Source organism: Actinomadura sp. GTD37, assembly GCF_041951365.1.
In the GTDB taxonomy this organism is placed as follows: domain Bacteria; phylum Actinomycetota; class Actinomycetes; order Streptosporangiales; family Streptosporangiaceae; genus Spirillospora.
The window spans coordinates 76,814-90,055 of record NZ_JBGNUS010000013.1 but is presented as its reverse complement, the minus strand read 5'-3'; the positions used below and the strand labels follow the sequence as shown (position 1 = coordinate 90,055).

14 protein-coding genes are annotated in these 13,242 nt (G+C 73.6%); 7 read left to right on the top strand and 7 right to left on the bottom strand.

Annotated features, from left to right (window positions below):
* Positions 1 to 220: 220 nt before the first annotated feature.
* Positions 221 to 736, top strand: coding sequence for an O-acetyl-ADP-ribose deacetylase (locus tag ACA511_RS38340; protein ID WP_375029647.1), 516 nt, complete (start codon positions 221 to 223; stop codon positions 734 to 736).
* On the opposite strand, the gene ACA511_RS38335 is transcribed toward ACA511_RS38340, so the two are convergent.
* From ACA511_RS38335 to ACA511_RS38325, 3 genes are all read right to left on the bottom strand, one after another.
* Positions 733 to 1,233: a universal stress protein gene (locus ACA511_RS38335; protein WP_375029646.1), complete on the bottom strand. Its 501-nt coding sequence runs from the start codon at positions 1,231 to 1,233 to the stop codon at positions 733 to 735. The two genes, ACA511_RS38340 and ACA511_RS38335, sit on opposite strands and share 4 nt — an antisense overlap.
* A 63-nt stretch (positions 1,234 to 1,296) precedes the next feature.
* On the bottom strand, positions 1,297 to 2,085 hold the full coding sequence (locus tag ACA511_RS38330) for a TIGR03084 family metal-binding protein (RefSeq protein WP_375029645.1): 789 nt from the start codon (positions 2,083 to 2,085) through the stop codon (positions 1,297 to 1,299).
* Between the two features lie 67 nt (positions 2,086 to 2,152).
* Positions 2,153 to 3,751, bottom strand: a complete 1,599-nt coding sequence (locus ACA511_RS38325) for an AMP-binding protein (protein WP_375029644.1) — start codon at positions 3,749 to 3,751, stop codon at positions 2,153 to 2,155.
* 118 nt (positions 3,752 to 3,869) lie between these two features.
* Between ACA511_RS38325 and ACA511_RS38320 the strand changes: the two genes are divergently transcribed.
* Complete coding sequence (locus ACA511_RS38320) at positions 3,870 to 4,712, top strand: class I SAM-dependent methyltransferase (RefSeq protein ID WP_375029643.1); 843 nt, start codon at positions 3,870 to 3,872, stop codon at positions 4,710 to 4,712.
* Here ACA511_RS38320 and ACA511_RS38315 read toward each other — a convergent pair.
* Positions 4,700 to 5,458: an SDR family NAD(P)-dependent oxidoreductase gene (locus ACA511_RS38315; protein ID WP_375029642.1), complete on the bottom strand. Its 759-nt coding sequence runs from the start codon at positions 5,456 to 5,458 to the stop codon at positions 4,700 to 4,702. The two genes, ACA511_RS38320 and ACA511_RS38315, sit on opposite strands and share 13 nt — an antisense overlap.
* A 134-nt stretch (positions 5,459 to 5,592) precedes the next feature.
* Here ACA511_RS38315 and mshA point away from each other — a divergent pair, with 134 nt between their 5' ends.
* From mshA to ACA511_RS38300, 3 genes are read left to right on the top strand one after another with little or no spacing between them, the layout of a single operon-like run.
* Positions 5,593 to 6,912, top strand: coding sequence for a D-inositol-3-phosphate glycosyltransferase (gene mshA, locus ACA511_RS38310; RefSeq protein WP_375029641.1), 1,320 nt, complete (start codon positions 5,593 to 5,595; stop codon positions 6,910 to 6,912).
* Positions 6,913 to 6,922: 10 nt separating this feature from the next.
* Positions 6,923 to 7,414 carry a YbjN domain-containing protein gene (locus tag ACA511_RS38305; RefSeq protein ID WP_375029640.1) on the top strand — a complete coding sequence of 164 codons (492 nt, stop codon included), beginning with the start codon at positions 6,923 to 6,925 and terminating at the stop codon, positions 7,412 to 7,414.
* Positions 7,415 to 7,442: 28 nt separating this feature from the next.
* A complete protein-coding gene (locus ACA511_RS38300) occupies positions 7,443 to 8,270 on the top strand; it encodes a phosphoglyceromutase (RefSeq protein WP_375029639.1) in 828 nt (275 codons plus the stop codon).
* Positions 8,271 to 8,314: 44 nt separating this feature from the next.
* Here ACA511_RS38300 and phoU read toward each other — a convergent pair whose 3' ends face one another.
* Positions 8,315 to 8,977 carry a phosphate signaling complex protein PhoU gene (gene phoU, locus ACA511_RS38295; RefSeq protein WP_375029638.1) on the bottom strand — a complete coding sequence of 221 codons (663 nt, stop codon included), beginning with the start codon at positions 8,975 to 8,977 and terminating at the stop codon, positions 8,315 to 8,317.
* 168 nt (positions 8,978 to 9,145) lie between these two features.
* On the opposite strand from phoU, the gene ACA511_RS38290 reads away from it, so the two are divergent.
* Positions 9,146 to 10,351 (top strand): sensor histidine kinase, encoded by a 1,206-nt coding sequence (locus ACA511_RS38290; RefSeq protein ID WP_375029637.1) that lies wholly within the window; start codon positions 9,146 to 9,148, stop codon positions 10,349 to 10,351.
* On the top strand, positions 10,348 to 11,028 hold the full coding sequence (locus tag ACA511_RS38285; RefSeq protein ID WP_375029636.1) for a response regulator: 681 nt from the start codon (positions 10,348 to 10,350) through the stop codon (positions 11,026 to 11,028). Before ACA511_RS38290 ends, ACA511_RS38285 begins: the two co-directional genes overlap by 4 nt.
* Before the next feature lie 84 nt (positions 11,029 to 11,112).
* Here the strand turns inward: ACA511_RS38285 and ACA511_RS38280 are convergent, their stop codons facing one another.
* Positions 11,113 to 11,994 carry a hypothetical protein gene (locus tag ACA511_RS38280; RefSeq protein WP_375029635.1) on the bottom strand — a complete coding sequence of 294 codons (882 nt, stop codon included), beginning with the start codon at positions 11,992 to 11,994 and terminating at the stop codon, positions 11,113 to 11,115.
* Between the two features lie 142 nt (positions 11,995 to 12,136).
* Positions 12,137 to 12,919, bottom strand: coding sequence for a hypothetical protein (locus ACA511_RS38275; protein WP_375029634.1), 783 nt, complete (start codon positions 12,917 to 12,919; stop codon positions 12,137 to 12,139).
* Positions 12,920 to 13,242 lie beyond the last annotated feature (323 nt).

The window sequence follows — 13,242 nt, the reverse complement described above, 5'->3', positions numbered from 1 at the left end:
TTGTGAGATCGTCTCTGTAAGATCGTCTGCTGCACTGCGCCTGGCGTTCGGCATGGTAGTCCCCCTGCGTCCGGCCGGACGAAGTCGGACGAGCCGCACCGCCCCCGGAGCCTCGCCCGTCATGAGCGTACCGCCGGGAACCGTCCGAACGCGTTTCGCGTCCGGCGCGGGCGAGAATTCATCTTCTCTGACGGCCCCGCCACGGCGAAGGAAGGCCCGCATGAAGATCACTCTGGTCCGGGGGGACATCACCGAGCAGGACGTCGACGCGGTCGTGAACGCGGCCAACTCGTCGCTGCTGGGGGGCGGCGGCGTGGACGGCGCGATCCACCGCCGGGGCGGCCCCGAGATCCTGGACGAGTGCCGCAGGCTGCGCGCCTCCCACTACGGCGGCGGCCTGCCCACCGGGCAGGCGGTCGCGACGACGGCCGGCCGGCTGCCCGCCCGCTGGGTGATCCACACCGTCGGCCCGGTGTACTCCGCCTCCGCGGACCGCTCCGACCAGCTGGTCTCCTGCTACCGCGAGTCCCTCCGCGTCGCCGACGACCTGGGCGTCCGGTCGATCGCCTTCCCGGCCGTGTCGGCGGGCGTCTACGGCTGGCCCATGGACGACGCCGCCCGCATCGCCGTCGGCACCGTCCGCGCCACCTCGACCCAGGTGGCCGAGGCCCGCTTCGTCCTCTTCGCGGACGATGCCTACGCCGCCTTCGAACGCGCGGCGGGGACGGCCCACTAGCCGGCGTCCTCGCGCGGGGGCGCGTCCTTGTGCGGGGGCACGTCCTTGTGCGGGGGCACGACGAGGACGGGGCGGTGGGCGTGGTGCAGGACACGCGTCGAGACGCTGCCCAGGATGACCGACCGGGCGCCCGCCAGACCGCGCGAGCCCGTGACGATCAAGGACGCGTCCAGTTCGTCCGCGACGTCCACGATGGCGGCCCACACCGGTCCGCCGCCGCGCTCGGCCCGCGTCGTCACCTCGGTCAGCCCGGCGGCGCGGGCGATCTCGGCCCCCTTGCCCGCGAGCTGCTCGGCCTGCTTCTCCTCCTCGTACTTGTCGCCGGGGGCCTGCGCGGCGACCGGCACCGCGGCGGCCAGCGGCGCCCAGCTGAGCTGGGTCAGCAGCGGCTCCCACACCGTCATGATCACGGTCGGTCCCGCCTTGAGGCGGCGGGCGGCATAGTCGACTGCGGCCTGGGAATCGTCAGAACCGTCAAAGGCAATGAGAACTGTCATACGGGAGACATGTCCAAGATCGCTCGCCGCCGAACCCGAACGCCCCGCACAGTGGTCGAAGTCTCAGCCGGGCGCCGGGGCGCGGCCGGGGCCGGGCGGTCCGGCGAACGCCTGGGCGACGTCGAGCCAGCGGCCCGCGTCCGGGCCGGTCGCGACGAGCGCGACGTCCGCGCGGTGGCGGCGCTGGGCGACCACGTGGCAGAAGTCGAGCGCCGGGCCGGTCACGGACTGGCGCGCGTCCGCCGGACCCCACGTCCACTCCTCGCCGCCGGGGCCCTCCAGGACGACGCGGAACTCCTCGGCCGGCGGCTCCAGGCCGCGGTTGCGGAACGCGAAGTCGCGGGTCCGGACGCCGATGTGCGCGACGTGCCGGAGCCGGTGCGTGGGCGCGCGGCGCTCGCCGAGCGCGTCGGCGACGTCCTCGCCGTGCGCCCACGTCTCCATCAGCCGCGCGGTCGCCAGCGTCGCGGCGCCCATCGGCGGGCCGAACCAGGGGAGCCGCGTGCCCGGCGGGACGGCGGCGAGGGCGGCCACCATCCGGCGGCGCCCGTCGCGCCAGCGGGCGAGGAGGTCCGCCGGGTCGTCCTTCGCGCCCTCCCGCGCGCCCGTCTCGACGTAGCCGCCGGGGTCGGCCAGGGCCTGCTCGACGAGCGCGGCGAAGGCGGCGGCGTCGGTGGCCGCGACGACGGCCTGGTCGTCGGTCCAGGCGAGGTGGGCGATCTGGTGCGCGATCGTCCAGCTCTCGGCGGGGGTCGGGTCCGCCCAGCGGGCGGGCGGCAGCGGCGCGACCAGGGCGTCGACGGAGTCGCCCTCGGCGGCGAGGTCGGCGAGCAGGGAGTGCAGATCAGGCATTTCGCAAGCATCGCCGGTCGCCGCGCCGCCGGTACAGGACCGGGCCCCACAAACCGAACGAGGTTCTTTAGTGGAGGAGCGCGCGGGCGGCGGCGTAGTCGGCCTTGCCGTTGGGCAGGCGGAGGCTCCCGTCCGTGCGGACGAACGCCTTCGGGATCTTGTAGCGGGCCAGGTGGGCGGCGCAGCCGTCGCGCAGCTCGGCGTCGGACGGGCCGCCGGCCGGGGTGAGCACCGCGACGATCTCCGTCCCCCAGCGTTCGCTCGGACGGCCGACGACCAGCGCGTCCGCGACGCCCGGCAGCCCGCGCAGCACGCCCTCGACCTCCTCCGCGAACACCTTCTCCCCGCCGGTGTTGATCGTCGTGGCCTCCCGTCCGTGGACCTCCACGGTGCCGTCCGCGAGCAGCCGCGCCCGGTCGCCCGCCACGACCAGCCGCTCGCCGTCCAGCGTGCGGAACGTGGCCGCGGTCTTCTCCGGGTCGCCGAGGTAGCCGAGCGGGATCGAGCCGCCCGTGGCCAGCCAGCCCGTCTCGTCCTCGCCCGGCGCGAGGCGCCGGGACCGGTCGGCGGACAGCACGGCCGTGCCCGGCGTCGCCGCGAACGTCCGCGCCGACGCGCCGCTCCGGGTCACCTGGAAACCGGACTCCGACGACCCGAGGACGTCCACGATCCGGGCGTGGGGGAGGAGTTCGAGCAGCCGCGCCTTCACGCCGGGGCTGATCGCGGCGGCGGAGTTCACGAACGAGCGCAGCGCGCCCAGGTCGTGCGGGCGGGCCTCCAGCGCCGCCACGATCGGACGGGCGAACGCGTCCCCGACCAGCGGCACCCGGGTGACGCGCTCGCGTTCGGCGGTCGCCATCAGGTCGGCCGCGTCCAGGCCGTCCACCCGGTCGGGGAACACCACGCACCCGCCGCCGCACCACGCGCCGAGCGACGACCACGTGCCCGCGCCGTGCATGAGCGGCGGGCCGACCAGGACCCGGACGCCGCCGCGGACGGCCCGCTCCACGGCCTCGCCGAGGTCGGTCACGGGCGCGCCGTCGCGGCGCCGCAGGCCGAGCGGGCCGAGCATCAGGTCGCCGACCCGCCACAGCACGCCCTTCGGCATGCCCGTCGTGCCGCCGGTGTAGAGGATGTGCAGGTCGCGCGCGTCCGGCCGGACCGGCAGCGGGTCGGCCGGCGCCTGGGCGAGGGCCTCCTCGTAGTCGAGCGCGCCGGGCAGCGGCGGGGCGCCGCTCCCGTCCGCGACCTGGAGGAGCAGCGGCCGCTCGGCGAGCCGCTCGACGACCCGTCCGATGGCGTCCGCGAACCGGGCGTGGTACATCACGGCGGCCGGGCGGGCGTCGCCGAACAGGTGCGCGAGCTCGTCGTCCACGTACCGGTAGTTGACGTTGAACGGCGCGACCCGCGCCTTGTGCGCGGCGACCAGGCCCTCCAGGTACTCGGGGCCGTTGTGCAGGTAGAGCGCGAGGTGGTCGTGCGGCGACTCCCACGGCTCGGCCGCCGCGCCGCGCAGGCCGAGGCCGTGCCCGTGCAGGACGTTCGCCAGCCGCCGGGTCCGGTCGGTGAGCTCCCGCCAGGTGACCCGGCGGTCGCGCCACACCAGGCACTCGCGGTCGGGGACGGCGGCGGCGATGGCCTCGTGCAGGGTGGCCAGGTCGAGCATCGGCACTCTCCTCGGGGGGACGGCGTCGGCAGCACCGTAACCGACAACTTACCGAATCCTGTTCGGTGGGGTGTCCCGGGCGTCCAAGGCATAGCGGGCGAGCAGGAACAATTGCCGAGTGCCCCCAGCCAAGAAGCCGCGCGGCGAGGTGACTCGCGGCACCACCGCCCCCAACCGGCTGCGCCGCGTCGACCGCTGGATCGCCGCCACCCAGACCGGCCCGCTGCGCGCCGGCGCGCGTCCGCTGGCCGTCGACCTCGGCTACGGCGCGTCCCCCGTCACCACGTTCGAGCTCTACACCCGGCTCCGCGCCGTCGCCCCGCGCCTGGAGGTCGTCGGCATCGAGATCGAGCCGGAACGGGTCGCCGCCGGGCACGCCCTCCTCGCCGCGCTGCGGGAACCCGGACGGCCGCCGGGGGCGTACGAAGGGCTGTCGTTCCGGCGCGGCGGGTTCGAGCTGCCGGTTCCGCGCCCGCCCGCGCTGGTCAGGGCGTTCAACGTCCTGCGGCAGTACGACGAGCCGGCGGCCTGGCGCGCATGGGACGACCTCCGTGCGCGCCTCGCGCCCTCGGGCGTCCTCGTAGAGGGGACGTGCGACGAGATCGGGCGGCGCGCGGTCTGGGCGACCCTCACCGAGGACGGCCCCCAGACCATCACGTTCGCGGCCCACCTGGGCTCGCTCGACCGTCCGTCCGCGCTGGCCGAACGGCTGCCGAAGACGCTGATCTACCGGAACGTGCCGGGCGAGCCCGTCCACGCGCTGCTGACCGCGTTCGACCGGTGCTGGGCGACCGCCGCACCGCACTCGGCGTTCGGCCCCCGCGCGCGCTGGGTCGAAGCGGTGTCGCTGCTGGCGCAGACCCATCCGGTTCTTACGCGCCCCCCATACGGCGGACGGAACCGGTGGCGCGTCGGCGAGGTCACCCTCCCCTGGACGGCGGTCGACCCCTACTCGCGGTGAAGCCTGTAGGGCGCGGCCTGCACCCGCGGCTGGACGTCGATCCGGTCGATGTTCACGTGCGGCGGACGGGTGACGGCCCAGGCGACGCAGTCGGCGACGTCCTCGGCGACCAGCGGCTCGGGAACGCCCTGGTACGGCTTGGCGGCCCGCTCCTCGTCCCCGCGGAACCGGACCAGCGAGAACTCCTCCGTCTTCACCAGCCCCGGCGCGATCTCGGTGATCCGGACCGGCTCGGCGACCAGTTCGAGCCGCATCACGTCGTTGACCGCGTAGGCGGCGTGCTTGGCCGCGTTGTACCCGCCGCCGCCCTCGTACGGGACGTGCGCGGCGAGCGAGGTGATGTTCACCACGTGCCCCGCGCCGCTCTCGATCAGCTTCGGCAGCAGCGCCTTGGTGACCCGGACGAGCCCGAGGACGTTCGTGTCGTACATCGCCTGCCAGTCGGCGAGGTCGGCGGTCGCGACGCTGTCGAGGCCGAGGGCGCCGCCCGCGTTGTTGACCAGCACGTGGCACGCGCCGACCGCCGCGGCGAGCGCGTCCACCGACTCCTGCGACGTCACGTCCAGCGTGAAGGGCGCCACCCGGCCGGCGCCCGGCACCGACTCGGCGATCTGCTCGGCGAGGGCGTCGAGGCGGTCGCGGCGCCGCGCGGCGAGCACGACGTGGAACCCCTCCGCCGCCAGGCGCATGGCCGTGGCGGCCCCGATCCCGCTGCTTGCTCCGGTCACTATCGCGGTCTTACGCATGCGTCCAGGGTCCCAGCTCGCCGCGGAGGGGGTGCCGGTGAGGTCGATCACTGTGGCGAGATGTCACGATTGCCGCCCTTGTTGAGGGAACACCTAACGCGGTCGATAGGTTGCACAACCGGAGGTGGTGTGCAGTGTCGCGTCGTATCAACCGGGTTGCGACGGTCAGTGTTCATACATCCCCCCTTGACCAACCTGGTACCGGCGACGCGGGCGGCATGAACGTCTACATCGTCGAGGTCGCCAAACGGCTGGCCGCGAGGGGCGTGGAAGTCGACATCTTCACCCGCGCGACGTCGCGGGCCCTGCCCCCCGTCGTCGAGCTGGCCCCCGGCGTCCTCGTCCGCAACGTCGTCGCCGGGCCGTTCGAGGAACTGGACAAGACCGAGCTCCCCCGGCACCTGTGCGGCTTCACGTCCGAGGTGCTGCGCGTCGAGGCCGCCCACGACCCCGGCCACTACGACCTCCTGCACACGCACTACTGGCTGTCCGGGCAGGCCGGATGGGCGGTCAAGGAGCGCTGGGGCGTCCCCCTCGTCCACTCCATGCACACGATGGCGAAGGTCAAGAACGCGGCCCTCGCGGACGAGGACAAGCCCGAGCCCGCCGAGCGCGTCCTCGGCGAGGAGCAGGTCGTGGCCTCGTCCGACCAGCTCGTCGCGAACACCGCCAAGGAGGCCCACGAACTCGTCGGCCTCTACGACGCCGACCCGGCGCGGGTCGCGACCGTCAGCCCGGGCGTCGACCTCGCCATGTTCCGGCCCGAGTCGCCGGTCCTCGCCCGCAGCGCCGGGCTCCTCCCGCACCGCACCGGACCCGCCCGCCGCCGCCTCGGCCTGCCCCGCGACGCGTACGTGCTGCTGTTCGTCGGCCGCATCCAGCCGCTCAAGGCGCCGGACGTCCTGCTGCGCGCCGTCGCCCGCATGCTCGCCGACGACCCCGCGCTGCGCGCCGAACTCGTCGTCGCCGTCGTCGGCGGCCCGTCCGGATCCGGCCGCTGCCGCCCCGAAGGGCTGCAGGCCCTGGCCGCCCGGCTCGGCATCTCGGACGTCATGCGCTTCGAGCCGCCGAGCCCCCAGGCCGAGCTGGCCGACTGGTACCGGGCCGCGGACGTCACCGTCGTCCCGTCGCACAGCGAGTCGTTCGGGCTCGTCGCCGTCGAGTCGCAGGCGTGCGGCACCCCCGTCGTCGCGTCCCGCGTCGGCGGCCTGTGCACGGCCGTCGCGGACGGCGAGTCCGGCGTGCTGATCTCCGGCCACGACCCGGCCGACTACGCCGCCGTCCTGCGCCGCCTGCACGCCGAGCCCGGCCTGCACGCCCGGCTCGCCCGCGGCGCCGTCCGACACGCGGGCGGCTTCGGCTGGGACGCCACCGTCGACCGCCTCCTCGACGTGTATACCGGTGCCATGACGATCCCCGCCGCCCGAGCCGCTCCCGCGGAGGTCACCGCATGAGGAGGTGCGCGTGAACCACGTCCAGACCATCAGGGCGACCCTGGAGGCGGCCGAGCTGGAGTTCGACGAGCCGCGCGAGAACGCGTTCTTCGTCAAGCTCCCCGGGCAGCACAAGCTCGCCACCATGACGTGGCTGATCGTCGGCGACCACTCCCTGCACGTCGAGGCGTTCTTCTGCCGCCGCCCCGACGAGAACCACGCCGAGTTCTACCGGTTCCTCCTGGAGAAGAACGGCCGCATGTACGGGGTCGCCTTCGCCCTGGACGACGTCGGCGACGTCCACCTCGTCGGCAGGCTGCCCCTCGACGCCATCTCGCCGGACGAGATCGACCGCATCCTCGGCTGCGTCCTCACCTACTCCGACGAGAACTTCGACAAGGCCCTTGAACGGGGGTTCAAGACGTCCATCCAGCGCGAATGGGACTGGCGCGTCAAGCGCGGCGAGAGCCTCGCCAACCTCCGGGCGTTCGCCTCCTTCGCGGACCCGGCCAACCGCGAGTGACCCCGCCGGGCCGCTAGGCTCTGGTGCCATGGCGACCTTGGTATTGCTCCGGCATGGCGAAAGCGTCTGGAACGCGGAAGGGCTGTTCACCGGCTGGGTGGACGTCGACCTCTCCGCGAAGGGCGAGGGCGAGGCGACCCGCGGCGGCGACCTGCTGCTCGACGCCGACATCACCCCCGACGTGGTGCACACCTCCCTGCTGAAGCGGGCCATCCGCACCGCCAACATCGCCCTGGACGTCGCCGACCTCCTCTGGATCCCGGTCGAGCGGTCCTGGCGGCTGAACGAGCGCCACTACGGCGCGCTCCAGGGCAAGAACAAGGCGCAGACGCGCGAGGAGTTCGGCGAAGAGCAGTTCATGACCTGGCGCCGCTCCTACGACACCCCGCCGCCGCCCATCAAGGACGACGACCCCCTGTCCCAGGTCAACGACCTCCGGTACGCCGAGTTGCCGTCCGAGCTGATCCCGCGCTCGGAGTGCCTCGCCGACGTCGTCGACCGCATGCTGCCCTACTGGTACGACTCGGTCGTCCCCGACCTGGCCGTCGGCAAGACCGTCCTCGTCGCCGCGCACGGCAACTCGCTCCGCGCGCTGGTCAAGCACCTGGACGACATCTCCGACGAGCAGATCGTCGGCCTCAACATCCCCACCGGCATCCCGCTCGTCTACGAGCTGGACGACGACTTCGCCCCCCTCAAGCGCGGCGGCGAGTACCTCGACCCGGGCGCCGCGAAGGCCGCCATCGAGGCCGTCAAGAAGCAGGGCGCCGCGAAGTCCGACGGCCCCAAGCCCCCGACCCCGCCCGCCAAGGACGCCAAGTCCAAGGGCAAGCCGAGGCGCGGCCGCAAGAAGTGACCGGCCGGGGGCCGCCCGCGCGGCGGCCCCCCACCCGGCCCGGGTCAGGAGAGGTCGGCGATCTCTTCGGGACGCTGGCCCGTGACCAGGTAGACGACGTTCTCCGCGACGTGGACGGCATGGTCGGCGAACCGCTCGAAGTAGCGGCCCGCGAGGGTGATGTCCACGGCGGGTTCGACGCCGTGCTTCCACTTGGGGGAGAGCAGGATGTCGAACAGGCGCCGGTGCAGGCGGTCCATCTGATCGTCGTCGGCGTCCAGTTCGAGGCCCATCTCCACGTCCTGCGACGCGATGACGCTGCCCGTCTTGGCGATCATGCGTTCGGCGATCTGCCCCATCTCCAGGACGGTGGCCTGGAGTTCCGGCGGGACGGCCGACTCGGGGTGCCGGCGGCGCGCGGTCTTGGCGATGTGCACGGCGAGGTCGCCCATGCGCTCCAGGTCGCCGCTCATCCGCAGCGCCGTGATCAGGGTGCGCAGGTCGCCGGCGACGGGCTGCTGCCGCGCCATCAGGTCGAAGACCGTCGCCTCGATGTCCGCGTCGATCTTGTTGACGTGCTCGTCGCCGCTGATGACCTCCTCGGAGAGCCGCAGGTCGGCGTCCAGCAGGGCGGTCACCGCGCGGGCCATCGCGGACCGGACGAGGCGGGTCATCTCCACCAGGCTGTCGGTGAGGGAGTCGAGTTCCTCGTGGTAGGCGTCGCGCAATTGAAGTTCCTTCGATGTGGACCGGGGGGCGGGCGGACTCGCCCACGCAACAGCCTGCCCCCCCGGTGTGAACGCATCAGGAGGCCAAGGTGAACTTTGGGGGAACGAGACCGTCCTGACCTGGACCGCGGGGAAGGGCAGGGCGGAACGCCGCTTACGATCCGAGGTGTGGAGGTCGAGATTGTCGCGAGCCTCGCGGGGCTCGCCGGGCTCGTGATAGGGCTCACTACCGGATTGGCGGTGCGCGTGAGCGAGCGAGCCCAGCGGGCGCCGGCGCCCGCGGCCCCCGTGGGGGCGCTCCCCCCGGGAGTCGCCTCGGTGCTGAGCGTCCTGCGCTCCTCCGCCGTCGTCGTCGACGGCGAGGACCGGGTGCTGCGAGCCAGCTCGGCCGCGCGGGCGTACGGGCTGGTCAGCGGCGACCGGCTCGTCGTGGACGAGGTGCTCGCCATGACCCGGCTCGTCCGCCGGGACGGGGAGATCCGGGAGACCGAGATCCAGGTCGGCCCGACGGGCGCGCGGAGCCGCGCGGACGGGCGCTGGTTCGCGGTCCGCGTCGCGCCGCTCGGGTCGCACGGGCTCGTCCTCGTCCTCGCCGAGGACCTCACCGACATGCACCGCACCGAGGCGATCCGCCGCGACTTCGTGGCGAACGTCAGCCACGAGCTGAAGACCCCGGTCGGCGCGCTGTCGCTGCTCGCCGAGACCGTCGAGGGCGCCGCCGACGACCCCGAGGCCGTCCGCCGCTTCGCCGGCCGGATGCAGTACGAGTCGGTGCGGCTCAACAACCTCGTCCAGGACCTGATGACGCTGTCGCGGGTCCAGGGGGCCGAGCCGCTGCCCGACCTGAAGCGCGTCGACCTGGACGAGGTCATGGCGGAGGCGCTGGAGCGCTGCCAGTTCAAGGCGTCCGGCAAGGACATCGAGCTGGCGTCCGGCGGCGAGGCCGACCTGGAGGTCCGCGCCGACCAGGAACTGCTCGTCACCGCGCTGCGCAACCTCGTCGACAACGCCGTCGCCTACAGCCCCGAGCACACCCGGGTCGTCGTGTCGACCCGGCGGTGCGACGACCAGTACGTCGAGATCAACGTGTCCGACCAGGGCATCGGCATCCCGGACGGCGAGATCGGCCGGATCTTCGAGCGGTTCTACCGGGTCGACCCCGCCCGCTCCCGGCAGACCGGCGGCACCGGGCTCGGCCTCGCCATCGTCAAGCACGTCACCGGCAAGCACGGCGGCGACGTGACGGTGTGGAGCAAGGAGGGGCACGGGTCGACGTTCACGATCCGGCTCCCGCTGCTCGACACCCCGCGCCGTCCCGCCGCAGGGACCGCAGACCAAGCCCCAGAGAGATCCGCCCGGGAGGCAAAACCGTGACCCGCGTGCTCGTCGTGGAAGACGAGGAGTCGTTCAGCGACGCACTGTCGTACAACCTGCGCAAGGAGGGCTTCGAGGTGGCGGTCGCCGCCACCGGCCCCGACGCGCTGGACATCTTCGAGCGCAACGGTGCCGACCTCGTGCTGCTCGACCTGATGCTGCCCGGCCTGCCCGGCACCGAGGTGTGCCGGGAGCTGCGCGCCAAGTCCAACGTCCCCGTGATCATGCTGACCGCGAAGGACAGCGAGGTCGACAAGGTCGTCGGGCTGGAGCTCGGCGCCGACGACTACGTCACCAAGCCGTTCTCCACCCGGGAGCTGATCGCCCGGATGCGGGCCGTCCTGCGCCGCCAGGGGGAGGTGGACGAGCCGGCGCCCGCGACGCTGGAGGCCGGCCCCGTCCGGATGGACGTGGAACGGCACGTGGTCAGCGTCGGCGGCGACCCCGTCCAGCTGCCGCTGAAGGAGTTCGAGCTGCTGGAGGTCCTGCTGCGCAACGCCGGCCGCGTCCTGACCCGGATGCAGCTGATCGACCGCGTGTGGGGCGCCGACTACGTGGGCGACACGAAGACGCTCGACGTCCACATCAAGCGGCTGCGCGCCAAGGTCGAAGAGGCCCCGTCCACACCGCGCTACATCGTGACCGTCCGCGGCCTCGGCTACAAGTTCGAGCACTGACGGGCAGGGAGACATGAAGAACGGCCCGTCCGATGGGGACGGGCCGTTCTCCTTTGCGCGCGGAGGGCGCGGGGGCGCGGGCGGTCAGTGGCCGCCGGTGCCCGGCGTCTCGGACGCGCCGGGCGTCTGCGACCCGCCCGGGGTCGGCTCACCGGACGCGCCGGGGGACGGGCTCCCCGTCTGGCCGCCCGTGGCGCCCGGGGTGCCGGGCGTCTGCGCGGACGGGGCGGCGGCCGGGTAGGTGGCGTAGTCCTGCTGGTGCGGCGCGACGGGCACCCGGAACTCGATCGCCCCGGCGTGCTCGAACTGCATCCGCACGGTGACGAGCGTCCCGGCGATCAGCTCCTGGGTGAGGCCGCTGAGCACGACGAGCGGCCGGTCGCCCGGGCCCGGCGTCACGGGGAGGCCGCTCTCCTGCGGGCTCGTCGTGTCCTGCGACGTCGGGGTGGAGGTCGTGTTCGGCGTCGCGCCGGTCCCGGCGGTGGTCGTCGGGCTCGCCGTGCCGGACGGCCGCCCGGTCTGCTGCCCGGACGGCGTCGCCGAGGGGCTGGCCGCCGCCGCCGGCTTGCCGAGCAGCTTGACCATGCCGCCCATCCCGTCGGGCGAGGCGGCCGGCAGCGTGAGCCCGCCGCCCGCGATCTTCGCCTGGCCGAAGGCCGGCGAGCTGACCGAGACCAGCCGGTCGGTCCTGCCCTTGACCCGGTTGATCAGCACGCCGTAGAGCGGGACGTCCGCGCCCGGCTTCAGCGGCTGGCCGTCCGCGCCGCCCAGCAGGAACATGTTCTGCAGGTTGACCTGGGTCGCCGCCTTCTCGTCCTTCGGGATCGTCACGTTGACGCCCTCGGTCAGGCGGGTGGGGGCGGCGGACTGGGGTGACGTGCCGGCGCCGCAGCCGGAGATCACCGGCGCGATCGCGACGGCGCCCGCGACGGCGAGCACGACCACTCGACGGCTGTTTCGGATCACGGCGTCGGTCTCCTCGCGAATTGTCATCAAAAGCTGTCACGGCGGAAAGTTGTGAGAGCGGCGTGAGATACGCCAGGGGAAGCGTAGCGAGACCTTGGCGCGGATCCCTCCCCGGGGTGGCCGACACGCCCGTCCGATCCGGTCAGCCGGTGCCGAGGGCCTCGACCCGGCCGGTGAGCCCCGGCCCCGGCCGCGGCGCGCGGACGACCTCGGTGACGATGCCGTCCGGCTGCACGAACACGGCGGTGAGGCCGGCCCCCGCCGGGCCGGCCGGGGCGGGCGTGCCGGGCTCGGGGGCGTAGGCCGCGGCGAGGACGCCCTCCCGGTCTTCGAGGATCAGCGGCGCCCCGCCGTGCGCGGTCCCGGCGCAGGACTTCAGCTCCTTCAGCGACGTGGCCTTCTCTCCCGCGGCCGGACGCGGGTCGGCGACGAGCCAGAAGTTGAGCTCGTACCGCTGCGTCTTGCCCGCGAGCTCCGCGACGACGCCCTCGCACTCGTAGCCGGCGGGGACGATGCCGATCACGCCGGGGCGCAGGTCGCGCAGGGGGGTCGCGGTGCGGCCGTCCGCCACGAGGTCGACCTTCCGGTCCGGCAGGAGGCCGCCGACCTTGCCGGGGCTCGCGGACGGGCGCGGCGCGAGCTGGGCGCCGGTCGGCCGGGGCATGGGACGCGGGCCGAACGCCGTCATGAGCACGCCGCTGAGCAGCGCGACCAGCAGCGCGCCCGCGATGATGGGGATGGCGACGCCGAACCGGGTCACCGGACGGACCAGCCGGCGCGCTCGCCGCCGGCGCCGGCGGCGGCGCTCCTCGCGGCGGTAGGCGACCATGTCGCGCTCCAGCTCGCGGGCGTCATCGGGCACGACGACGTCAATGTGCGGGAGCCCGTAGTCGTCGGGCTCCGGGTCGCCGCCGTCCGGCCTCACGCGCCACCTCCCTCGCCGGTCGCGTACCCACGGGCAGCCGTCCTGTTCGGACCCCTTCCGGGCGCTTCGTACCCGCGCCGCCCGGCATGCTCACATCCAGTATGGAACGCATCCGCGCGGCCGGCGGGACGGATGCTTGTAACGGAGGTCCCCTTAGCGGTAATGGCGTTCCGCGGGGATCTCGGTGATCTCCCGGCTACAGTGAGTGGGGGGAACTGGACGCCGATGCACCAATAAAGGGCTTTGTCAATACCCCAATATGCGGTTTGACCTGCGCATATGTCTGGAAGGCCGGTTCAGCCGGGCTCGTTTCCGTGCTACCC

Excerpts from the sequence above, each read along its gene's own strand:
- ACA511_RS38300 (WP_375029639.1), top strand. The coding sequence starts at position 7,443 with ATGGCGACCTTGGTATTGCTCCGGCATGGCGAAAGCGTCTGGAACGCG.
- ACA511_RS38325 (WP_375029644.1), bottom strand. The coding sequence starts at position 3,751 with ATGCTCGACCTGGCCACCCTGCACGAGGCCATCGCCGCCGCCGTCCCC.
- ACA511_RS38335 (WP_375029646.1), bottom strand. The coding sequence starts at position 1,233 with ATGACAGTTCTCATTGCCTTTGACGGTTCTGACGATTCCCAGGCCGCA.
- ACA511_RS38315 (WP_375029642.1), bottom strand. The coding sequence starts at position 5,458 with ATGCGTAAGACCGCGATAGTGACCGGAGCAAGCAGCGGGATCGGGGCC.
- ACA511_RS38330 (WP_375029645.1), bottom strand. The coding sequence starts at position 2,085 with ATGCCTGATCTGCACTCCCTGCTCGCCGACCTCGCCGCCGAGGGCGAC.
- ACA511_RS38340 (WP_375029647.1), top strand. The coding sequence starts at position 221 with ATGAAGATCACTCTGGTCCGGGGGGACATCACCGAGCAGGACGTCGAC.